Raw genomic sequence first — 21419 nt, 5'->3', positions numbered from 1 at the left:
CGGCTCCGGCGGCGGCGTCGGCTCGATCAGCAGGCCCGTGCTCGCGGCGATCGTGGTCGGCGTCCTGGTCCTCGTCGCCCTCGGCGGCTGGGGCCTGTCCCAGCTCGGCGGCGGTGGCGGCGACGGCACGAACCCCAAGGCAGGCACGAAGACCAGCACGGCCGCCAGGCCGGCGGCCGAAAAGCTCACCGTCAGCAGAGCCCTGGCCGACAACCGGGCGCCCCATGTCGACGGCGCCGCCAGCAGCGACCTGGGCAAGGCCATCGACGGCAGCAAGTCGAGCTACTGGACCACCCAGCACTACAACGGGGCCGACTTCGGCAAGTTGCGGTCCGGCATCGGCCTGGTCCTCGACATGGGCAAGACCGTCACCGTCTCCAGCGTCAAGGTGCTGATGCCCGGCGGCACACCGGGCACCGTCGAGCTGCACATCGGCGACTCACCGGACCACGGCACGCAGCAGATCGACACCAGTGACGCGTCCGGGTCCTTCACCCTGAACGGCAAGCAGGCCAAGGGCCGTTATGTCACGCTGTACTTCACCAAGCTGCCCAACATCGGCGAGTTCAAGGCGCGCGTACGCGACGTCGCGGTGTACGGAACCGGCTGATTCCGTCACATCGGGCATGATCGAGCGCAGACGACTACCATCGTGTGCGTGCTGATGATCCCCCGAGTAGCCGAGACCGCCATGCGCGGTCGTTTTCACACCGGTACGGGAAGGCTTGGGCAGGTCCGGCACGCGTTCAGCGACGATGCCCTCGACGGAACGGGCTGACGGACTATGGCGATCATGCGTGGGGGACGCTCGGTCGAGGCTGCTCCGGACAAGGAGCTGCTGCGACGTCACGCCGACGGCGATCCGGACGCTTTCTCAGAAATCGTACAGCGGCACCGCGACCGGATGTGGGCCGTGGCGCTGCGCACTCTCGGCGACCAGGAAGAGGCCGCGGACGCGCTGCAGGAGGCGTTTCTGTCGGCCTACCGCGCGGCCGGCCGGTTCCGCGGCGACGCGGCGGTGACGACCTGGCTGCACCGCATCGTCGTCAACGCCTGCCTCGACCGGCTGCGCCGGCGCTCGATCCGGCCGGTCGTGCCCATGGGCGACGACGCCACACTCGACTCGGTCGCCCCCAAGAACCCCGACCCGACGTCGGCGCACGAACTGTCGCTCGACGTCAGCCAGGCGCTGCAGCGCATACCCTTCGAGCAACGGGCGGCGCTCGTCCTCGTCGACATGATGGGGTACGCCGTCGATGACGCGGCCAAGGTCCTGGAGGTACCACCGGGCACGATCAAGAGCCGGTGCGCGCGCGGCCGCGCGCGACTCGCACCGCTTCTTGGCCACCTTCGGAACCAGGGCGACGGCTCCGACGTCAGATCTGCGGAGGAAGGAGGTGGCAAACCCGCGTGACTGCCGCACACCTTGACTATGAAGCGCTGGCCGACTTCGCCGAGGGGATTCTCGACGACGCCACGGCCACATCCACTGAGGCCCACTTGGCGGCCTGCGACGACTGCCGCCGACGCGCTGCCGAGGTGGCAGAGGTCTCCCGCGTTCTCGCGCGGGCGCCCGCACCACCGATGCCCGCGCATCTCGTCGACCGGCTCGATGCGGCGCTGGCCGCCGAAGCGGCCTCGCACGCACCCGTGCGCCGGCCGCACCGCCGGTTTCAGTACATCGCTGCGGCTGCCGCGGCGATCGTACTGGTAGGCGGGGGAGCCGCCGCCGTCCGTACCGTCCTGGACGACGGAAGCTCCAGCAGCGCGCCGGGCACCCAGCCGCCGATTGCGGACCACCCGCACTCGGCACCGGGTCCGGCGATCGCCCCGGCGGCTCCGTTCACCGTCGTCCGTTCGGGCACGAAGTACACCTCGAAGGATCTGCGGACGCAGATCACGCGCGTTCTCGCGAAGCCCGCCACGGGCGGCAATCACGCGTTGAGCGCGCCGGAGGCACTCGGCGCCTGCGTGACACGGGTGAGTGGCGGAAAGGTTCCGCTGCTCGTCGACTCGGCGACGTACGAGGGTCGACCGGCCACCGTCATCGCGCTGCCCGGCCAGGACGCCGGTCACGCGGACGTGTGGGTCGTGGGTGTCCGGTGTTCGGCTTCGGACACGGACGTGCTGGCGCACCAGTCGGTCAACCGCTGACCGATCGATCTACGGGGCCGGCTCTTCCCCTTTCGGGGACGGGCCGGCCCTTTCTCATGCTCGTCGGTGCCGGTTGACGGTGCGGGAATCCGGGCGGCCTAGGATCGGTTTACTCGTACTGCGAAGCAAAGTGATCGACACGGGCTTCGCCGACAGGATCGGAAAGAGGCGCGACTGTGAGCGACGTGCGTAATGTGATCATCATCGGGTCGGGGCCCGCGGGCTACACGGCCGCGATCTACGCCGCGCGTGGTGACCTCAAGCCCTTGCTCTTCGAAGGCGCCGTCACCGCCGGCGGGGCGCTGATGAACACCACCGAGGTGGAGAACTTCCCCGGTTTCCCGGACGGCATCCAGGGCCCGGAGCTCATGGACAACCTGCGCAAGCAGGCCGAGCGCTTCGGGGCCGAACTGGTGACCGACGACGTGACCGAGGTCGACCTGGCGGCGAACCCGAAGGTCGTCAAGGTGGGCGACGAGACCTATCTGGCCCGCGCGGTCATCATCTCGACCGGGTCGCGGTACCGCGAGCTCGGGCTGCCGAACGAGAAGCGGCTGTCCGGGCACGGTGTGTCCTGGTGCGCGACCTGCGACGGGTTCTTCTTCCGCGAGAAGGAGATCGCCGTGGTCGGCGGTGGCGACTCCGCCCTCGAAGAGGCCATCTTCCTGAGCCGCTTCGGCCGCTCGGTCACCGTCATCCACCGCCGCGACCAGCTGCGGGCCAGCAAGATCATGCAGGACCGCGCCTTCACGAACGAGAAGATCAACTTCCTGTGGGACTCCGAGGTCGTGGACATTCTCGGCGACGACCGTGTCACGGCCGTACGGACCCGCAACGTCAAGACCGGCGAGGAGAGCACGCTTGATGTCTCGGGCGTGTTCATCGCCATCGGGCACGAGCCACGCACGGAGCTGTTCGCGGATCAGCTCGACCTCGATGAGGAGGGATACCTCCGCGTCAACGCGCCGACGACCGAGACCAGGCTCCCCGGCGTGTTCGGGGCGGGTGATGTCGTCGACCATCGATACCGTCAAGCAATCACCGCCGCCGGCACCGGCTCGGCGGCCGCGCTCGACGCCGAGCGCTGGCTGCAGGAGCAGGGCACGGCGGAGCTGACGGAGCAACGCGCGGCCGAGCTGCCGGAGCAGCCACCGGCCGAGGTCAAGCCGCAGCGCGCGTGAGTTCCGCCCAGTCATTCCTCAGCACGAGTTAGGAGATCCCCGTGGCAACCAAGGCTGTCACCGACGCCGACTTCGACGTCGAGGTACTCAAGAGCGACAAGCCGGTGGTGGTGGACTTCTGGGCTGAGTGGTGCGGCCCTTGCCGCCAGGTGAGCCCGATCCTTGAAGAGATCGCCGCCGAGCACGCCGACAAGCTCTCCGTCGTGAAGATCAACATCGACGAGAACCCCAAGGTGCCGGCGACCTACGGCATCATGCAGATCCCGACGCTCAACGTCTTCCAGGGCGGCGAGGTCGTCAAGCAGATCATCGGCGCGAAGCCGAAGGCCGCGCTCCTGAAGGATCTCGCCGACTTCATCTGAACACCGCCGCGCTCTCGCGGCCTCATCAGCTCCGGCTCCACGTCTCTGACGTGGGGCCGGAGCTGTTTTTACCCCTCTGACCTGGCGAAACTCGTGAGAGGGCCGCTGGCAGCCGAACGGCGTCGCACTGGTGTGATCGGTTAAAGATGGGGCCTCCGAGGCCTGTGGGGCGCCTGAGGTGGCAAAACGGTGTGTGTACGGGGTGGAGGGGGCCGGGGGGTTCGCCGGGACTCGTTGATGTTGATTATGGGCGGCGTGTCGCCTTGCTTTGCCGGCCGGTGGCGGGCTTTCAGAGGGTCTCAGACGGGGCGGAGGGCGCCTTCGGGGGACATCGACCCGAGGAGGCGTTCGAGGGCGACCTCGACGTCCTCACGCCAGGAGACGGCGGACTTGAGCTCGAGCCGGAGGCGCGGGTAGCGGTGGTGCGGCCGGACGGTCTTGAACCCGACGGCGAGCATGTACTCCGCGGGCAGGACGCAGCCGGGCTTCTCCCACCTGAGATCCCCGAACGCCTCAATGGCCCGTACGCCCCGGCGAGTCAGATCCTTGGCGACGCCCTGGACGAGCATGCGCCCGAGCCCGCCACCCTGAAACTCGGGAATGATGTGAGCGGTCATCAGCAGCGCCGCATCCGCACTGACCGGACTGGTCGGAAACGCGACCGAACGCGGAACGTAGAGCGGCGGCGCGTACATGACGAATCCGGCCGGCACACCGTCGACGTAGGCGAGCTTGCCGCAACTGCCCCACTCGAGGAGCGTGGAGGAGATCCAGGCTTCCTTTTCGAGCGCGGGATCCCCGGCGTCCTCGGCACGCTGCATGCTGACGGGGTCGAGCTCCCAGAACACGCACTTGCGACAGCGGGTCGGCAGATCCTCGACGTTGTCGAGCGTGATATTCACCAGACGACGCGACACCGGCCAGGCCCCCTTCTTGGGCGGAGCGCCTCCATCATCAGGACCTATTCCCGCTCCAGGAAGATCTTAGAGCTACTTCTCGAACTCTGTTATCACCAGACGCGCGGCCGTCGATCCATACGTCCGCGGAGCGGGTCCCAGGCTTGTTGCCTCTGAGATTAGCTCGGGAAGCGGCACCGCGACCCGATCGACGCCTTTTCGCATGACAAGCCACTACGCCATAGGTGGCGTCTATGCGGTCCTGGACGCCTAGACGTGCGGTAGGGCCCTCCCGAAGCGGCACGAGGATGGCCCGCTGACCGCTGGTCTTTCCCGGGCTCGCGAATCCATCCAGGGGGCTGTGAACCCACGTCTGTGCGTTCCTGGACGCCCAGGCGCGTGCGGTAGGGCTCTTCCGAGGCAGAGCACAGGGGGGCCGCTCGCCGAGGGCCTGTCCGGATTTCGTGACCCACCGGAGGTCGAACGCGTCTGGGTTCGTGAACCCGCCCGGGACCGTGAACCCGGCCGTCAGCGTGAACCCGGCCGTGAGCCTGCCTAAGGTCGTCAGCCCGTCTGGCACCGTGATCTCGCCTAGAGCCGGAGTCGGCCCGCCAACGCTCTTACCGGTGACTCCCCCAGACCGCTCTACCTCTACGGTCGGTCGAGGTATCGGCCGCACCGCATACGGACCCCCTCGCCGAGCCCAGCCACCCACATCGACCGGCACCGTAATCGACCGGGCCCACACGCCGATCGCGGTTCGGGCGCGGCCCCGGCGCCGCCCAACAGGCCGCAGATCAGATCGCAGAAGCCGTTAACGACCGTCGGCACCTACTCGAAGCCTGGCGTTGGTCCCTGCGGTCGACCACACATCTCGGCGCCTTTGTGCCCGCTGCCCTGTGCAGCATCCCGAGGGGTGAGAGCTGCGGCCACCTCTCCTCGCCTTACCTCGCACGCCTGCCGGTGCCCGCGCCCCCGTCCTGCCTCGCCCCATCCTGCCTCCCCTCGCCTTGCCTCCCCTCGCCTTGCCTCCCCTCGCCTTGCCTCCCCTCGCCCCATCGGTGCTCGCGCCCGAGCCGGTGCGGAGGGCTCCGGATCTCCTTACCGCAGCCCGTGAGGAAGAAGACTTCCCCGGCGCCCGCCCGTTCTCGGGCCGCCAGGACCACCACAGAGACAGCACCCACCAGAGCCGCCCACCGGATCGCTCACCACCAGAACGCCGCCCACCGGATCACAGACCACCGATGCAGGCCGTCGATCGCGGACCACCGGATAGCCAGCACGGCGGGATACCTGACCGGCAGGGCACCGGCCGCAGAACGCGGCTTGCCGGAACACTGGCCGACGGGCACCCGTCGTAGGTTTCGGCGAGCACTGGCAGCACGCCAATCTGGCTGCGGCGGGCATGAGCGTGGGACTCGGGGGAGCGAGCCAAGGGCGGTAGCGGGCCGGGCGGCGAGGCGTCGGCGCGGTATCTCACTCGACGCGCACCACGCGAAGGTCACGGAGGCGGGGGGAAGTACAGCCGGCTCCATGACGGTACGCGGGCACGCGCGTCCGGCAGTAGCACCAGTCCGTTAGCCGCCTGGAACGGCCCCCCTAGGAGACGCCTACAGCGTCGGGAACGGCGTCCACGGGAGTCGCTTGGACATCTGAACGGCCGCCTTACCCCGGGCGCCTAGCCGCAGGTCGCCTTGAGTCACGGTGTGGAGGTCCACTGGGCGGCGATCGTCCATGGGAGTTTCACGTGAAACGCGTCCCGCAGCATGCAGTCCCAGAGCACCGCCGAACTCACGGATCGTGCGGTGAGCGAGGGTGGTCGCCGAGCTTGTCTCCACCGTCGATTCCGATCTCGGCATCGCACAACACGATCGGCCTCGCAGCGAGGAACAGGCTGGGCGGGTGCGCGCCGAAGCAGAAGTGCGGGCCGCGCGCGAACGACAAGCTCGCGCTGGTGCGTGAGGATCCCGCCCTGCTCGCCGGCGCCATCGAGGAGTCGGTCCGCCTGGAGCCGGCCGCCTCGGTCGTCGCCCCGCGGCGGATCCACGTCAGCAGCGGCTCGTCGGTGACGCGGCGGCGCGCCCCGGGACCGCCGGGCACCAGTAGCACGTCGGCGCGGGGACACTGCGCCGCAGGCGGATCGGCGACTACTACTTGGACACGACCGTCGGGCCGACTCGGGTCCAGCACGTGGGCGGCGGGGACGGAGCTGGCCCTGAACGCCTCACTCAGAAGTCGGTGGCTGAAGGTCGCCTCGGCGCTCAAGCGCTGTTTCACGTGAAACTCGACGAGCAGTTCCGCAGCAGGCGCCGGGCGGTACGGCATGACAGCATGGCCGCCTTTGGACTCCAGGGTGCGCGCGGTCACCCGCCAACCGGACGGCACGTCGGCCGCCACCGCATCCTTGAGGACCGCTACCCGGCCGTGCCCGGGAGCCCCGACCCTGTGACCGCCTCGCTCCCCCATCACCCAATTCCGGGGTTGGCGATCAGGGTGAAGCTGTCCGGCGTCTGCGGGTGGCTCGTCGCTGTATGGCGTCGACGCCGCACCGCGGTTTCACGTGAAACGGGAGCCCCCGTTTGCGGTGACGCAATACGGTGGGCGACCGCCGGAGCATGGATCCCCACGTCTGACCCAACGAAGGCCGCCAGCGCGGGCCCACAAGTACGTAGCGGCCAGAGATCTCCGCATTGGTGGATCGGCAGGCTTCCTCGAAGGTGGCTGCGCCGCGATCCACAGTCGCCGTTTCACGTGAAACGCGAGCCCGGTGGTCACGAGACAGGACGCGGCGGAACATAAGGTCCCGCGTCCGACTCAACGATGGCTGGCGGTGACGCGACGACGTGGCCCCCACAGAATGCGCAGCGACCGGAGAGGCGGCGAGAAGTGCTGAGAGCCCACAACCGGTGGCTGGATGCGAGGCGATCAGCCAGTCCGCTTCAGGACGCTGACGCGGCGCGCGACAGGTACGCAGCGGAGCGGGCTGGGACGACACCCCTACGAACCGGCATCGTCTGAAGGCGTCCGCCATGCGCTCCGGTGTCTCTGCGCTGTGGTGCCGATCCGGACTGACGGCGGCCAGTCGTTCTCCGCAGGCGGTCGGTTGGGGGTGTGGCCGTGGGCGAGTGCTCGTCGCGCGGCGGATGTCCGGGTCCGGGACGGCTGGGGTGGTGACGGGGCGGCCGAGGCCATCACGTCGCGGCCGCCGGCGTTCCTGGCCCGCTCGCCCGCGTGGGCACCTGAGATCCTGGGCCCCATTCCCGCATCCGCGGTCGATCGGCAGCTCGCCCGTGCGGGCGAGCGAGATCCGCCGCCAGGACGTCCAGTGAGCTCGGCCCCGTCACGCAGGCCTCCTGGCATTCAAGCCGCCGCTCGGTGTGGACACCGCGTAGGTGGATCGGCAGGCCTCCTCGAAGGTGGCTGCGCTGTGATCCACCGGCCGCTGTTTCACGTGAAACGGCGATCGGTGGACCTCATCGAGCATGAGCGAGGAGCACGATTACGTCTCCTCCAGCGCATGATCGGCGGGCCTCCGGTCTTTCATTGTGAGTGCGCCCCAACGGGGGGACTCGCCGTCGGAACGCCAGCCGACGCTGGCGCTTGAACAACGCAGCCGTCCAAGCCACCGCTGATGCCAGACGGCCGAGTAGCGGGTCGAGTGGGAGAAGGAGGTCCGCTCGCTCTACGACGGCATGGTCCGGATCGTCGTGACGCCGACCCGGGCGATGCTGATCGACTTCGAGACGACCCTGCCGAGCATGCGGCAGCGAGCGCCGCGTCCCGGGCAGTCGGCAGGTGCTATCGGCGATGCATGGCCACACCGCTCCGCGCCCTGTGTTGGGCGGGTACAAGACATACCTCGCCGGGGTGCTCAGATACTCGATTGGCAGAGATAGGCGGACGTATGTCGTCTGGCGCGCTCAAGGCCGCCTGGCTCCGGTAGCACCAGCGCCGACGCCCCCTCCTCCGATCGGCGACTGCATCGGTCGTCGGTGCCCGCGCCTCGTGGTCGCCCGGATGAACGTCGATGGGGAGCTTTCTACTTGGGGGCACTCGCTTTAAGGACTGGAATGGTTGGCCGACGCGGTGAGGTCTGGTGCTAGCGGCCGGTCTGGATTATCTGGCCGCGGATGTCGCTATGGGTGGTGATCGGCGGCAGGCGGTCGGCCTGGGCACGGTGGGCGTGGTCCTCTCGCTGGGCGGGTCGATGCGGGGGCGGGAAGTCGTGCGGCGGCCGCCGAGGTCGTCGTGGCTTCCGGGCAGCGGGAGCGGCACCACAGCACAGAGACACCGGAGCGTGTGGAGGCCAGCGCGACGGGGCCAAGCTCCCTGGGCGTCCTGGCGGCCGATCTCACGCCCCCGTGTCGGGCGAGCCAGCAACACGAAACGACGACGGCCGCCAGGTGCTCCTCCCACAGTTCGACGCCCACACGGAATCCGGACCAAGCACGTTCCCCGCTCGCGCTGACGATACAGCGGCGGCTACGCCGAGGTCGTGGTCACCTCCGCCGCCCTGGTCGCCCCACTGGACGGCCTGGACGTCGAGCCGCCACCGCCGCGGCGCTGCCGTCCAACAGCACCACCGCCCTCCTGGTGCTCGACCGGGCGGGCCGTGGATGAGTACTCGTCGCGTGGCAGGTGTCGGGCCCTGGGCGGCTGGGGTGATGACGAGCCCATCGAGGCCGTCACGCCACGATCACCGGCGCTCCTCTGCCCAGGCCGGCTTCGACCAGAGAGCGACAGCAAGTGGTCCGCCGGACACTCACCAAGACGCCACGACCAATACGCGAGTCGCAGCGGCGCGCTCGCCGCAGGGAAGGCCGACAGTCAGCTCTCGTCTGTCACCGCCATGCAGCAGAGGGACGAACGCTCTGGCAGGGGTCAGCCCATACACACGCGAAGCGGTGACCGGCGGTCCTACTGCGGATCGGCGCCCGGTCGGGAGCCGGGGCTCATCGCGTCGATGATGCGTTCCAGGTCCTCAAGCGACGCGAACTCGACGACGATCTTTCCCTTGCGGCTTCCGAGGTCGACTCTGACCTTCGTCTCGTAAAGCTCCGAGAGCTCCGCCGCGAGTTCCTGGATGCGCGGGTTCACCGGCTTGTTGACCGCCTTCCGGCGAGCGGCCTGCTTCGTGTCGCCGGCCTCCCCCAGGGCGATCAGTTCCTCGACCGCACGCACCGACAGGCCCTCCGCCACGATGCGCGTTGCCAGCCGCTCCTGCATCTCCGCGCTGTCCAGGCCCAGCAGCGCCCGTGCGTGGCCGGCGCTCAGTACCCCGGCCGCGACCCGGAGCTGCACCGCCGACGGCAGGTTCAGCAGGCGAAGGGTGTTGGTGATGTGCGGCCGGGAGCGGCCGATGCGGGTCGCCAGCTCCTCATGCGTCGCGCCGAAGTCGTCCAGCAGCTGCTGGTACGCCGCCGCCTCCTCAAGGGCGTTCAGCTGCTGCCGGTGGAGGTTCTCCATGAGAGCGTCGCGCAGCAGGTCGTCATCGGACGTGTCCCGTACGATCGCCGGGATCGTCTCGACGCCGGCCAGCTTCGAGGCGCGCAGCCGGCGCTCGCCCATGATGAGCTCGTACTCGCCCGAGCTCAGCTCGCGGACCACGATCGGCTGCAGCAGGCCCACGATGCTGATCGACGCCGCGAGTTCTTCCAGCGCCTCGTCGTCAAACGTCGTTCGCGGCTGACGCGGGTTCGGGGTGATCTTCTCGATGGGGAGTTCGGCGAAGTGCGCACCCGCGACGAGGATCGGCTCCTGCCCCTCGCCGTCGGCGGACGGCGGTGCCGGACTCGTGGCCGCCTGGTCCGCGGACGGCACCGGTGCCGTGGGGATCAGTGCGCCCAGGCCCTTGCCCAGCCCGCGTCGTTGCTGACTCACTTCGAACCCTCCATGCCCCCAGCGCCGGGCGGCCGCCCTGGCTCACTCACACCGCGAAGGTCAAGCGTACGGGCGGACCGGCACCGCGTCCTCATTTACGCTCTTCCGCCCCGCGGTAGGCCATCTCCCGCGCCGCCTCCGTGTACGCGAGCGCGCCGCTGGAGCCCGGGTCGTACGTCAAAACCGATTCGCCGTAGCTGGGCGCCTCCGACACACGGACGCTGCGGGGGATCACCGTGCCGAGCACGAGTTCGCCGAAGTGGCTGCGTACCTCGTCCGCCACCTGTGCCGCCAGCCGCGTACGCGCGTCGTACATGGTGAGCAGGATCGTGGAGACCGCAAGATTCGGGTTCAGGTGCTGCTTGACCAGATCGACGGTGTGCAACAGCTGGCTCAGACCTTCGAGCGCGTAGTACTCGGTCTGGATCGGGATCAGCAGTTCGTTCCCGCCCGTGAGCGCGTTGACCGTGAGCAGTCCCAGCGAGGGCGGGCAGTCGATGAGCACGTAGTCGTAGTTGTCCAGGTCGTACGCCTCAAGCGCCTTCCGCAACCGCGACTCGCGGGCCACCATCGGGACGAGGTCGACCTCGGCGCCCGCCAGGTGCAGGGTCGCCGGAGCGCAGTAGAGGTTCGCCAGACCCTCCGCCGGCACGACGATGTCGTCGAACGACCCGCCCTCAAGGATCACGTGGTAGACGGACGGGATGTCGCTGTGGTGCTCGACCCCGAGTGCGGTGGAGGCGTTCCCCTGGGGGTCCAGGTCGACCACGAGCACGCGGTTGTTGTGCATCGCGAGGGCCGCGGCCAGGTTGACGGCGCTCGTCGTCTTGCCGACGCCGCCCTTCTGGTTGGCGATCGTGATGACGCGGCACCGCGGGGGACGGGGCCACTCTTTCTCTCCGCGCTTCGCCTGCACCCGTAGCGCTGCCGCGGCCGCCTGAGCGATCGGCTGGCTCGTTTCACGTGAAACTTCGGCCGCCTTGAGTGCCTCGCTTACCAACTTCGACTCCCCGTGTGCCGGATCACGCTGCGACGTCTCTTTGACAGGATCAGGAGCAGGCGGCGGCGGACTCGCCGACGGAACCTGCGACGGCCAACCGAGCCCCGTCGCATCGTCCGAGGGCGCCCGCGTGGCTCGGTCCGGCCAGCCCAATCCCTCTGCCGTGGTCAAGGACCGTCACCTCTTCCGTCCATGCGCTCCACCGCGCCGACGCCCGCCTCGACGGGAACCAGACCGCCCCTTAGGCGACTGCGGAACCCTTCCCGCGACCGCACGAACTACCGTCGTCGGCGGCTCGACCTTACCGTGACCGACGTGGAGTACCTCTGCCACGCGGACCCCGAATTTCTCCAGAACCGGTCGTGCTTCATCGAGTTCCGCCGCCGCGCGCTCACCTTTCAACGCGAGAAGCTCGCCTTCCGGCCTGAGCAACGGCAGTGCCCACCCGGCGAGTCGCTCAAGGGGAGCGACGGCCCGGGCGGTGACGACATCCACGGCGTACTCACCGGCGACCTCCTCGGCACGCGCCCGGCGTACGGTGACGTGAGAGAGCGACAGGAGATCAACACATTCCTGGAGAAAAACAGTACGCCGCAAAAGTGGCTCAAGGAGCGTTACCGACAGATCCGGTCGCATGATCGCGAGAACGATGCCCGGCAAACCGGCACCCGACCCCACATCGATGACGTTCGCCGAGTCGGGGATCAGTTCACTCAGCACGGCACAGTTGAGGACATGCCGGTCCCAGAGACGCTCGACCTCGCGAGGTCCGATGAGACCACGCTCGACGCCGGGACCGGCCAGGAAGGCGGTGTACCGCTCGGCGAGAGGAAGCGCGTCACCGAAGATCTCGCGGGCGGCCGACGGCGCGGGAAGTGATGGCATAGTCACAGGCTCTGGAAGCGACTCGGGAACGGGTGGGGATTCCCACCGACATCGAATGCTTCCACACATGGGCGTCCTCGCGAACGCCGACCCGGCAACGCCCCGGGCTCGACGCCTCCGACCAGCGCGGACGTACGCCGTCAGGAACGAAGGCGCCTTAACACGCATATCCGCCGAGCGAGGGGTACCCCTTCGATGGATGTTCCGTCGAAGGAGAGGTAGCAACCATGGGTATCGGCTCAGCGTTGGTGTTGATCGCACTGGGTGCGATCCTCGCGTTCGCGACCCATTTCCACGTCAGCGGGATCGACGTCCAGATGATCGGCTGGATCCTCATCATCGTGGGCATCGCGATGTTGATCATCACGCTCGCCTACACGCGGCCGCGTGCCCGGCGCCGCGCCGCCGTGGTGCGGGACGTCGATGTGATCGACGGCGAGCCTCAGCCCGGTGCGTACATGAGAGGGGCCGAGGACGAGCCGACCGTGGTCGAGCCGGCCGACCCCGCGGGCCACGCTCAGGTACGCCGGACCGTCCACGAACGCCGGGACATCCGGTGACGACCACAAAAAGACGGTCCCGTCACAGTGTGACGGGACCGTCGACGGTCGGTGATGCCGGCCTACTCCGCGTGAACCACCACGTAGCGGCTCGGCTCCTCGCCCTCTGACTCGCTGCGCAGACCGGCCGCGGCGACGGCGTCGTGTACGACCTTGCGCTCGAACGGGGTCATCGGCGCGAGCGGCTTGGGCTCGCCGGTGCGCTTGACCTCCTCGGCCGTCTCGCGACCCAGCTTGCTCAGCTCGGCCCGGCGTCGCTCGCGGAAGCCGCCCACGTCCAGCATCAGCCGGCTGCGCTCACCCGTACGGCGGTGGACCGCCAGGCGGGTGAGCTCCTGCAGGGCCTCGAGCACCTCGCCGTTCTTGCCGACGAGCTCATCGAGAGTGGCGCCGACGACGGACACCATCGCGCGCTCGCCCTCGACGTCCATGTCGATGTCGCCGTCGAGGTCCGCGATGTCCAGCAGGCCCTCGATGTAGTCGGCCGCGATCTCACCCTCTTGCTCCAGCGCCTGGACGTCGACCGTCTCGGGCTCGGTGGTCTCGGCTTCGGCTTGGCTCACACCGGGCTCCTCGTGGGTACTCGGACTGGACTGAGAAGTCACGCTATCGCTTCCTCTTGCTGCGGGACTGCCGTGTCGGCTGCTGTCGCACGACCTTCGATGCCGGAGGCGTGTCCTCCGGCTCCGGTTCGGCATCCGCCTTCTTCCGAGCCTTGCCACCGGCCACGGAGCTGCCGGCCCGCACACTCGCCTTCGCGCCGGTCTTGGTCGCGCCCGCCTTGGCAGCCCCCGACTTGGCGGTGCCCGCCTTGGCGGTGCCGGTGCGCGCGGCACCCGCCTTGGCGGTGCCCGTCTTGGCCGTGCCCGCCTTCCCGTCGGCGCCGGCCTGCCCCTCCGCCGTGGCCATCGGGTACTTCTTGTAGACGTAGTGCGACTGGGCCAGGGTCCAGGAGTTGGTGGTCACCCAGTAGATCAGCACACCGAGCGGCAGCGTCAGGCCGAAGAGACCGAACAGCGGCGAGAGGTACACCAGGAACTTCTGCGACTGCATCATCGGGTTGTCGGCCGTCATCGACTGCATCGACCGGCCGACGCTCGACCTCATCGTGAAGAACGTCGTGGTCGAGCTGATCACGACCGCCAGCAGCGTGACGATCATCGCGCCGACGTGCTTGTCGTGGAACGAATCGACGAACGTCGTGGGGATGGAGGCGCTGAAGATGTGCGCATGCCGGGCGCTCTGGATCAGGTCCGCCGACATGCCGTACTTCGAACCCGACGTGGTGGTCGAGATGGCCTTCAGCACGTTGTAGAGCGAAATGAAGATCGGGAACTGCACGACCAGCGGCAGGCACCCGGAGAGCGGGTTGGCGCCCGCCTCCTGGTAGAGCTTCATCATCTCCTGGTTGAGGCGCTGCTTGTCCTTCTTGTACTTCTTGCGCAGCGCCTGAACCTGGGGGTTCAGCTCCTGCATCTTCCGCGACGCGTGAATCTGCTTCACGAACAGCGGGAAGATGATGAGCCGCATGAGGACCGTCAGGAGGAAGATCGACAGACCCCACGCCCAGCCGCTGTCCGCAGGGAAGATCAAGCTGAGGCCGGCGTGGATCTGGATGATGACCCACGCGACCGCCTCGAACAGCGGATCGAGGAAGCTGAGACTCACCGACTGGCTCCTAGTGCTCTCCGATTACGGTGCCGCTCTGCCGCGGCGTGAGGTCAGGGGGTACCTCGCCCTTGGGCGGCGGCACAGGGTCGTACCCGCCGGGGTTGAACGGGTGACAGCGGGCGATGCGGCGCACGGTCAGCCACCCGCCGCGCAACGCCCCGTGCCGTCGCAACGCGACGAGTGCGTATGTGCTGCAGCTGGGTTGGAAGCGGCAGACGGGCCCGAAGAGGGGGCTGATGAATCGACGGTAGAAGACGATCGGCAGCATCAAAGCCCGGGCGACGGGCGTCGGCTTCGCTGTCATCTCCGCCTCTTGACCTCTCGCCGAAGGAGCCGGTCGAGCGCCGCGTCGACATCCGCGGCGAGTTCGTCGTTTCGTGCGGTCGCCGCCTTCGGATTGGCGCGCACCACAAGCAGGCTACCCGCTGGCAGGCGGTAGAGGCGCTCACGGACGATATGCCGGAGTCTGCGACGCACCTTATTGCGGGTCACCGCGTCGCCGACGGGCCGGCCGACGGTGAAACCGACTCGTACCGGCTCGTCGACGTCGTCGCGATGCTGCAGATGCAGGACCAGACGTGGCCGCCCGGCCCGATCACCGCGCCGGACGGCCGAAGTGAACTCTTCTCGCCGCCGCATCCGGTTTCCGGACGGCAGCATGGCTACCGCTGGTCAGACCGCGACGCGGGTGCGTCCCTTGCGACGGCGCGAGGAAAGAATCGCGCGCCCCGCCCGGGTGCGCATGCGGAGCCGGAAGCCGTGCTTCTTGTGCCGGCGGCGGTTGTTCGGCTGGTAAGTACGCTTGCTCACTCGAGACTCCAGAGGGGTGCTGCGGTCAACGTTGTATAGGTCGCATCACTGGCGCGTAGACCCCGTCTGCGGGAGTCGGCGACCTGCGGGCGCGCAGCACCGCCGTCGATGCGACTCGACCGTCGTACGTTACGGTCTGAGCTGCCTCGCGGTCAAACCGGCGAGAGTTATCCACCGTGTTCCCCAGCCCCGTGCACAACTTGTGGACAACCCTGTGGATGACGCATGAGAGAGTGGTCCACTGCAGGTGCCCGCGGTACGCCGGGGAAATGACGTGTCGCCGCACACCTGCCGAGGGAGGGGAGAACAAAGGATGGACGGTCTGGATCTCGCCCTGGTATGGACCAGGGCGCTCGAGGCCCTTCCGGGCGATCTCCCACCTCAGCACCGGGCGTGGCTCGCGATGACGCGGCCGCTGGCCCTGGTCGAGGACACCGCCCTGTTGGCGACCCCCAACGACTTCGCCAAGGACGTACTGGAGAACCGGCTGCGGCCGCTGATCACCCAGGTGCTGTCCAACCAGCTCGGCCGCGACATCCGGGTCGCCGTCACGGTGCAGCCGGACCAGCCGCCGTCCGTCGACCGGCCGCTGCCGGCCGAGCCCGAGTCCGACCACGAGCAGCCGCGACCCTATCCCTCCGAACCACAGGGGTACGCCGGCCAGACGCTGCGCGGCCCGGCCGCCGACCCGCGCCCGTACACCCCGGAGCACTACGGCGAGTACACCGACCGGTACACGGGCCGCTACGGCGGAGGCTCCGAGGGCGGCCGGGACTACACGGGCGGCTCCGGCGGCGGCCAGGACTACGGACAGGACTACGGCGGGGGCTCCTCCAGGAACGGCCAGGACTACGGCGGCCACTACCGCCAGGAGCAGCAGCCCACGGCGCAGAATCCCGGCGACCAGAAGGGCCCGCCGCAGCGCGACCCGTTCGTCCCCACGCCCGGGTCGGCGCCCGGCGGCGGCTGGCAGCCGCGCCCCTCCGCACCGGCCGAGAGCAAGGGCACCGGAGAGCACGCGCGGCTCAATCCCAAGTACACCTTCGACACGTTCGTGATCGGCTCGTCCAACCGGTTCGCGCACGCGGCCGCGGTCGCGGTGGCCGAGGCGCCGGCCAAGGCGTACAACCCGCTGTTCATCTACGGCGACTCGGGCCTGGGCAAGACGCACATGCTGCACGCCATCGGCCACTATGCGCAGAGCCTGTTCAACGGCGCGCGGGTGCGCTATGTGAGCTCGGAGGAGTTCACCAACGACTTCATCAACGCGATTCGCGACGGCAAGGCCGACAACTTCCGCCGGCGCTACCGCGACATGGACATCCTCCTGGTCGATGACATCCAGTTCCTGGAGAACAAGGAGCAGACGCAGGAGGAGTTCTTCCACACCTTCAACACCCTCCACAACGCCAACAAGCAGATCGTGATCTCCAGCGACCGCGCGCCCAAGCAGCTCGTGACGCTGGAGGACCGGCTGCGCAACCGGTTCGAGTGGGGTCTGATCACGGACGTCCAGCCGCCCGAACTCGAGACGCGCATCGCGATCCTGCGCAAGAAGGCCGTGCAGGAGGGCCTGGTGGCGCCGCCCGAGGTACTGGAGTACATCGCCTCGAAGATCTCCACCAACATCCGGGAGCTGGAGGGGGCGCTCATCCGGGTCAGCGCGTTCGCGAGCCTCAACCGGCAGTCGGTGGACCTCCAACTCGCCGAGATCGTGCTGAAGGACCTCATCCCCAACGACACCGGCCCGGAGATCACCGCGGCGACGATCATGGCGCAGACCGCGACGTACTTCGGCATCGACATGGAACAGCTGTGCGGCCCGTCGCGCTCGCGCGTGCTGGTGACCGCCCGGCAGATCGCGATGTACCTGTGCCGTGAGCTGACCGAGCTGTCGCTGCCCAAGATCGGCCAGCAGTTCGGGGGACGCGACCACACGACCGTCATGCACGCGGAGAAGAAGATCCGCAAGCTGATGGCGGAGAAGCGCCCGATCTACAACCAGGTCACCGAGCTGACGAACCGCATCAAGCAGCAGGCGCGCAACGGCGGGGCGTGAGTTGTCCCCAGCGGTCCACAGGCGTCCACAGGCTCTCCACACCGGTTATCCAGAGATCGTGGATTACACAGGGTGGGGAAAACTCTGTGGATCAATCCGGTGGACAACCATGTGGATGGCGGCACCGATCCGGTGGATGAGATGGGGATGAACGGTGGACCGTCGGTGGATGAGATGGGGACGGTTCGCGACTGTCCTCAGGCATCCACGGAGTACACAGGCTTGATGCACAGCGGCGGTGGACAGAAAGTTGGGCGATGACCTGCGAAGACGAGGGTTTTCCCCAGTATCCACGGCCCCTAAGACTGTGACTGTTGTTCTATCTACTGAAGAGAAAGACAGAACGTAGGGGCTCGCGCGGGGCCACGATTGGATGAACCCCGTACGGTCTCATCTGTTCCACGACCCCAGGTGATCAAAACCTCAGGAGACGGTCCAAAGTGAAATTCCGCATCGACAGGGACGTCCTCGCCGACGCCGTTGCCTGGACCGCGCGCACACTGCCGGTCCGCCCACCCGTTCCGGTACTCGCCGGCATGCTCATCGAGGCCGGGGAGACGCTCAAGCTGTCCTCGTTCGACTACGAGGTCTCCGCGCAGATGACGATGGACATCGACGCGGACGAGCCGGGCACCGCACTGGTGTCGGGCCGGCTCCTCGCCGAGATCTCCCGCAGCCTGCCCGCGCATCCGGTCGAGATCACCACCGACGGGGCCAAGGTCACGCTCAAGTGCGGCACGGCGAAGTTCACACTGCTGACCATGCCTGTGGAGGACTACCCGAGCCTCCCGGCGATGCCGCCCGCGGCCGGCACGGTCGGCAGCGACGAGTTCGCCGCCGCGGTGTCCCAGGTGGCCATCGCCGCCGGCCGCGACGACACGCTGCCGATGCTCACCGGCGTGCGCGTGGAGATCGAGGGTGAGACCGTCACGCTCGCCTCCACCGACCGCTACCGGCTCGCCGTCCGCCAGTTCCGGTGGAAGCCCGAGCAGCCGGACATCTCCGCCGTCGCCCTGGTGCCCGCCAAGACATTGTCGGACACCGCCAAGTCGCTGACCTCCGGCGCCGAGGTGTCGATCGCCCTCGCCTCCGGCGGCAGCGGCGAAGGCATGATCGGCTTCGACGGCGGCGGCCGCCGTACGACCACGCGGCTTCTCGACGCGGAGTTCGTCAAGTACCAGTCGCTGTGGCCGAAGGAGACCTCCTCGGTCGCGGAGGTGGAGACCGGCCCGTTCGCCGAGGCCGTCAAGCGCGTCGGGCTCGTCGCCGAGAAGAACACCCCCGTGCGCCTGTCGTTCCGGCAGGGCGAGGTGGTGCTGGAGGCCGGCAGCGGTGACGATGCACAGGCTGTGGAAGTTCTCGGCGCCTCGCTGGAGGGCCAGGACATCGACGTCGCCTTCAACCCGCACTTCCTGCTCGACGGGCTCAGCGCGATCGGCTCCGACGTCGCGCGCCTGTCGATGACCACCTCGACCAAGCCGGCCGTCATGACCGGCAAGCCGGCCGACGAAGCCGACCCGGACTACCGTTACCTGATCATGCCGATCCGCCTGTCGAGCTGATCCACAGGTTCACTACGCTCATAAGGGACGGGGATCCCTTCTGAGGAGAACTCACATGGAACTGGGGATGATCGGCCTTGGCCGCATGGGCGGCAACATGGCCGAGCGCCTGCGCCAGGCCGGCCACACGATCGTCGGTTACGACCGCGATCCGAAGGTCAGCGACGTCGGTTCGCTCCAAGAGCTCACCGACCGGCTCAGCGCGCCACGTGCGGTGTGGGTCATGGTCCCGGCCGGCGAGGCCACCCGGGCGACCGTGGAGAGCCTCGCGGACGTCCTCGAGCCCGGCGACGTGGTCATCGACGGGGGCAACTCCCACTACATCGACGACCAGGAGCACGCGAAGCTGCTCGACAAGAAGGGCATCGGCTTCGTGGACGCGGGCGTCAGCGGCGGCGTCTGGGGCCTGGAGAACGGCTACGCGCTCATGGTCGGCGGCACCGACGCGAACGTGAAGCGCCTCATGCCGATCTTCGAGGCGCTCAAGCCCGAGGGCGACTTCGGCTTCGTGCACGCCGGCGAGGTCGGTGCCGGCCACTTCGCCAAGATGGTCCACAACGGCATCGAGTACGGGATGATGCAGGCCTACGCCGAAGGCTGGGAGCTGCTCGAGGCGAGCGACCTGATCAAGAACGTTCCCGAGACCTTCCGCAGCTGGCGTGAGGGCACGGTCATCCGTTCCTGGCTGCTCGACCTGGCCGACCGGGCACTGGACGACGACCCGGATCTGCACAAGCTCAAGGGTTATGCACAGGACTCCGGCGAGGGCCGGTGGACGGTGCAGGCGGCGGTCGACAACGCCGTCCCGCTGCCGGTGATCACGGCCGCGCTCTTCGCGCGCTTCGCCTCGCGGCAGGACGAGTCGCCGGCCATGAAGATGGTCGCGGCGCTGCGCAACCAGTTCGGCGGCCACGCGGTGGAGTCGGCCAAGGGCGCCGACTCGCCCGGCGCCGACGTCACTCCGCCGGCCTGATCGCGTGCGACGCGGGCGGTCCCCACAGGCGGCGGGCCGCCCGCACGGCCTTTGTTCCACAGGCCGGCCCGGGTTGTGCACAGCCTGGGGACAACGCGTCGGTGCGGCGAACGTGCCGGACAGGCCCTACTCTCGTCTGGGTGTACGTCGCCCATCTGACGCTGCGGGACTTCCGGTCCTATGAGTCCGCGGAGATCGCCCTCGATCCGGGGATCAGCGCGTTCATCGGGCCGAACGGCCACGGCAAGACCAACCTCGTTGAGGCCGTCGGCTATGTCGCGCTGCACGGCAGCCACCGGGTGTCGACCGACGCTCCGCTGGTCCGGCAGGGCGCGCCACGGGCGATCGTACGGGCCGGGGTGGTCCGCGACGAGCGGCGCGCGCTGATCGAGCTGGAGATCAACCCCGGCCGCGCGAACCGCGCCCGGCTGAACCGCTCACCGGTGCAGCGGCCCCGCGAGGTGCTGGGGATGCTGCGGACCGTGCTGTTCGCCCCCGAGGACCTCGTGCTGGTCAAGGGCGACCCCGGCGACCGGCGCCGGTTCATGGACGAGCTGCTGACCGTGCGCGCGCCCAGGTTCGCCGGCGTGCGCTCCGACTACGACCGTGTCCTCAAGCAGCGCAACGCCCTGTTGAAATCGGCCGCCCAGCACCGGCGTGCGCCCGGCCCGGAGGTCATCAGCACGCTGGAAGTGTGGGACACCCATCTGGCGCGTACGGGTGCGGAGCTGCTCGGCGCGCGGCTGGACCTGGTCGCCGCGCTGCGCCCGATGGTGGCCAAGGCGTACGCCGCGCTCGCCCCGGGTGGCGTCGCGGACCTGGAGTACCGCGCCTCGGCTGGCGTGGAGTTGTCCACAGACCGGGCCGAGCTGGGGGAAAAGCTGCTGGCCGCGATGGCCGAGGCCCGGCGGGGTGAGCTGGAACGCGGCGTGAGCCTCGTCGGCCCGCACCGCGACGAGCTGCTGCTGAAGCTCGGCGACCTGCCGGCCCGGGGATACGCGAGCCACGGGGAGTCCTGGTCGTTCGCGCTGGCGCTGCGGCTGGCCGCGTTCGAGCTGCTCCGCGCGGACGGCGACGACCCGGTGCTGATCCTCGACGACGTGTTCGCCGAGCTGGACACCGGGCGCCGTGAGCGCCTGGCGGAGCTGGTCGCGCCCGCCGAGCAGGTGTTGATCACCGCGGCCGTGCCCGCCGACGTGCCCGAGCGGCTGACCGGCGCGGCCTATGACGTCGCCGAGGGGGAGATCACCCGTGTCCGATGAGGCTCCTGATCCACAACCTGTGGAAAAGTCGGGCATCGAGCTTGCACGTGAGGCCCTGGCCCAGGCCAAGGCGGACGCCCGCGAGCGCGGGGCGCTGCCGGGCCAGACGCGGAAGAAGCGGCGCCGGCCGGTGCGCGAGCCCGGCCTCGGCGGCGACCCGACGG

19 protein-coding genes and 1 pseudogene are annotated in these 21419 nt (G+C 68.7%); 10 read left to right on the top strand and 10 right to left on the bottom strand.

Annotated features, from left to right (window positions below; translation table 11 throughout):
* The 5 genes and pseudogenes from ACFFNX_RS27585 to trxA form a co-directional block, all read left to right on the top strand.
* A pseudogene (locus ACFFNX_RS27585) lies at window positions 1–610 on the top strand (hypothetical protein); the annotation flags it as partial.
* A gap of 183 nt (window positions 611–793) precedes the next feature.
* Entirely contained in the window at window positions 794–1414 is a 621-nt protein-coding gene (sigM, locus tag ACFFNX_RS27580) for an RNA polymerase sigma factor SigM (protein ID WP_378208378.1), read from the top strand.
* On the top strand, window positions 1411–2154 hold the full coding sequence (locus ACFFNX_RS27575) for an RsmA family anti-sigma factor (RefSeq protein WP_378208376.1): 744 nt from the start codon (window positions 1411–1413) through the stop codon (window positions 2152–2154). Before sigM ends, ACFFNX_RS27575 begins: the two co-directional genes overlap by 4 nt.
* A gap of 176 nt (window positions 2155–2330) precedes the next feature.
* A complete protein-coding gene (gene trxB / locus ACFFNX_RS27570; protein ID WP_378208374.1) occupies window positions 2331–3335 on the top strand; it encodes a thioredoxin-disulfide reductase in 1005 nt (334 codons plus the stop codon).
* A 41-nt stretch (window positions 3336–3376) separates the two neighbouring features.
* On the top strand, window positions 3377–3697 hold the full coding sequence (gene trxA / locus ACFFNX_RS27565) for a thioredoxin (RefSeq protein ID WP_378208372.1): 321 nt from the start codon (window positions 3377–3379) through the stop codon (window positions 3695–3697).
* A 299-nt stretch (window positions 3698–3996) separates the two neighbouring features.
* On the opposite strand, the gene ACFFNX_RS27560 is transcribed toward trxA, so the two are convergent.
* The 5 genes from ACFFNX_RS27560 to rsmG form a co-directional block, all read right to left on the bottom strand.
* Window positions 3997–4599 (bottom strand): GNAT family N-acetyltransferase, encoded by a 603-nt coding sequence (locus ACFFNX_RS27560; RefSeq protein WP_446678527.1) that lies wholly within the window; start codon window positions 4597–4599, stop codon window positions 3997–3999.
* A gap of 1785 nt (window positions 4600–6384) precedes the next feature.
* Window positions 6385–6990 (bottom strand): type 1 glutamine amidotransferase family protein, encoded by a 606-nt coding sequence (locus ACFFNX_RS27555; protein ID WP_378208368.1) that lies wholly within the window; start codon window positions 6988–6990, stop codon window positions 6385–6387.
* A 2520-nt stretch (window positions 6991–9510) separates the two neighbouring features.
* Window positions 9511–10473, bottom strand: a complete 963-nt coding sequence (locus ACFFNX_RS27550) for a ParB/RepB/Spo0J family partition protein (RefSeq protein ID WP_378208366.1) — start codon at window positions 10471–10473, stop codon at window positions 9511–9513.
* Between the two features lie 91 nt (window positions 10474–10564).
* Complete coding sequence (locus ACFFNX_RS27545; protein WP_378208364.1) at window positions 10565–11473, bottom strand: ParA family protein; 909 nt, start codon at window positions 11471–11473, stop codon at window positions 10565–10567.
* A 177-nt stretch (window positions 11474–11650) separates the two neighbouring features.
* On the bottom strand, window positions 11651–12358 hold the full coding sequence (gene rsmG / locus ACFFNX_RS27540) for a 16S rRNA (guanine(527)-N(7))-methyltransferase RsmG (RefSeq protein WP_378208362.1): 708 nt from the start codon (window positions 12356–12358) through the stop codon (window positions 11651–11653).
* A 227-nt stretch (window positions 12359–12585) separates the two neighbouring features.
* On the opposite strand from rsmG, the gene ACFFNX_RS27535 reads away from it, so the two are divergent.
* Window positions 12586–12918: a DUF6458 family protein gene (locus ACFFNX_RS27535; RefSeq protein ID WP_378208360.1), complete on the top strand. Its 333-nt coding sequence runs from the start codon at window positions 12586–12588 to the stop codon at window positions 12916–12918.
* 62 nt (window positions 12919–12980) lie between these two features.
* Here ACFFNX_RS27535 and ACFFNX_RS27530 read toward each other — a convergent pair whose 3' ends face one another.
* The 5 genes from ACFFNX_RS27530 to rpmH are packed head-to-tail and all read right to left on the bottom strand — an operon-like array spanning window position 12981 to window position 15399.
* Window positions 12981–13481 (bottom strand): Jag family protein, encoded by a 501-nt coding sequence (locus ACFFNX_RS27530; RefSeq protein ID WP_378208358.1) that lies wholly within the window; start codon window positions 13479–13481, stop codon window positions 12981–12983.
* 43 nt (window positions 13482–13524) lie between these two features.
* On the bottom strand, window positions 13525–14586 hold the full coding sequence (gene yidC, locus ACFFNX_RS27525) for a membrane protein insertase YidC (protein WP_378208356.1): 1062 nt from the start codon (window positions 14584–14586) through the stop codon (window positions 13525–13527).
* A gap of 10 nt (window positions 14587–14596) precedes the next feature.
* On the bottom strand, window positions 14597–14893 hold the full coding sequence (yidD, locus tag ACFFNX_RS27520; protein WP_378208354.1) for a membrane protein insertion efficiency factor YidD: 297 nt from the start codon (window positions 14891–14893) through the stop codon (window positions 14597–14599).
* Window positions 14890–15249 carry a ribonuclease P protein component gene (rnpA, locus tag ACFFNX_RS27515; RefSeq protein ID WP_378208352.1) on the bottom strand — a complete coding sequence of 120 codons (360 nt, stop codon included), beginning with the start codon at window positions 15247–15249 and terminating at the stop codon, window positions 14890–14892. Before rnpA ends, yidD begins: the two co-directional genes overlap by 4 nt.
* 12 nt (window positions 15250–15261) lie before the next feature.
* Entirely contained in the window at window positions 15262–15399 is a 138-nt protein-coding gene (rpmH, locus tag ACFFNX_RS27510) for a 50S ribosomal protein L34 (RefSeq protein WP_290104786.1), read from the bottom strand.
* A 313-nt stretch (window positions 15400–15712) separates the two neighbouring features.
* Between rpmH and dnaA the strand changes: the two genes are divergently transcribed.
* The 4 genes from dnaA (at window position 15713) to recF (ending at window position 21255) form a co-directional block, all read left to right on the top strand.
* Entirely contained in the window at window positions 15713–17458 is a 1746-nt protein-coding gene (gene dnaA / locus ACFFNX_RS27505; RefSeq protein ID WP_378208349.1) for a chromosomal replication initiator protein DnaA, read from the top strand.
* A 440-nt stretch (window positions 17459–17898) separates the two neighbouring features.
* Window positions 17899–19020, top strand: coding sequence for a DNA polymerase III subunit beta (dnaN, locus tag ACFFNX_RS27500; RefSeq protein WP_378208347.1), 1122 nt, complete (start codon window positions 17899–17901; stop codon window positions 19018–19020).
* A 40-nt stretch (window positions 19021–19060) separates the two neighbouring features.
* The gene (gnd, locus tag ACFFNX_RS27495) at window positions 19061–19993 is read left to right on the top strand and encodes a phosphogluconate dehydrogenase (NAD(+)-dependent, decarboxylating) (RefSeq protein WP_378208380.1); all 933 of its coding nucleotides are present in this window, start codon (window positions 19061–19063) and stop codon (window positions 19991–19993) included.
* Between the two features lie 140 nt (window positions 19994–20133).
* Complete coding sequence (gene recF, locus ACFFNX_RS27490; protein ID WP_378208345.1) at window positions 20134–21255, top strand: DNA replication/repair protein RecF; 1122 nt, start codon at window positions 20134–20136, stop codon at window positions 21253–21255.
* The last annotated feature ends 164 nt before the right edge of the window (window positions 21256–21419 follow it).

The organism is Actinoallomurus acaciae (assembly GCF_042429965.1).
In the GTDB taxonomy this organism is placed as follows: Bacteria; Actinomycetota; Actinomycetes; order Streptosporangiales; family Streptosporangiaceae; genus Actinoallomurus; species Actinoallomurus acaciae.
Note: the sequence above shows the minus strand (reverse complement) of the source record. Positions and strands in the feature narration are given on the sequence as shown.

Coding starts and splice junctions, on each gene's coding strand:
- sigM (WP_378208378.1), top strand. CDS start 794: ATGCGTGGGGGACGCTCGGTCGAGGCTGCTCCGGACAAGGAGCTGCTG.
- rsmG (WP_378208362.1), bottom strand. CDS start 12,358: ATGCCATCACTTCCCGCGCCGTCGGCCGCCCGCGAGATCTTCGGTGAC.
- ACFFNX_RS27535 (WP_378208360.1), top strand. CDS start 12,586: ATGGGTATCGGCTCAGCGTTGGTGTTGATCGCACTGGGTGCGATCCTC.
- yidD (WP_378208354.1), bottom strand. CDS start 14,893: ATGACAGCGAAGCCGACGCCCGTCGCCCGGGCTTTGATGCTGCCGATC.
- rnpA (WP_378208352.1), bottom strand. CDS start 15,249: ATGCTGCCGTCCGGAAACCGGATGCGGCGGCGAGAAGAGTTCACTTCG.
- dnaA (WP_378208349.1), top strand. CDS start 15,713: ATGGACGGTCTGGATCTCGCCCTGGTATGGACCAGGGCGCTCGAGGCC.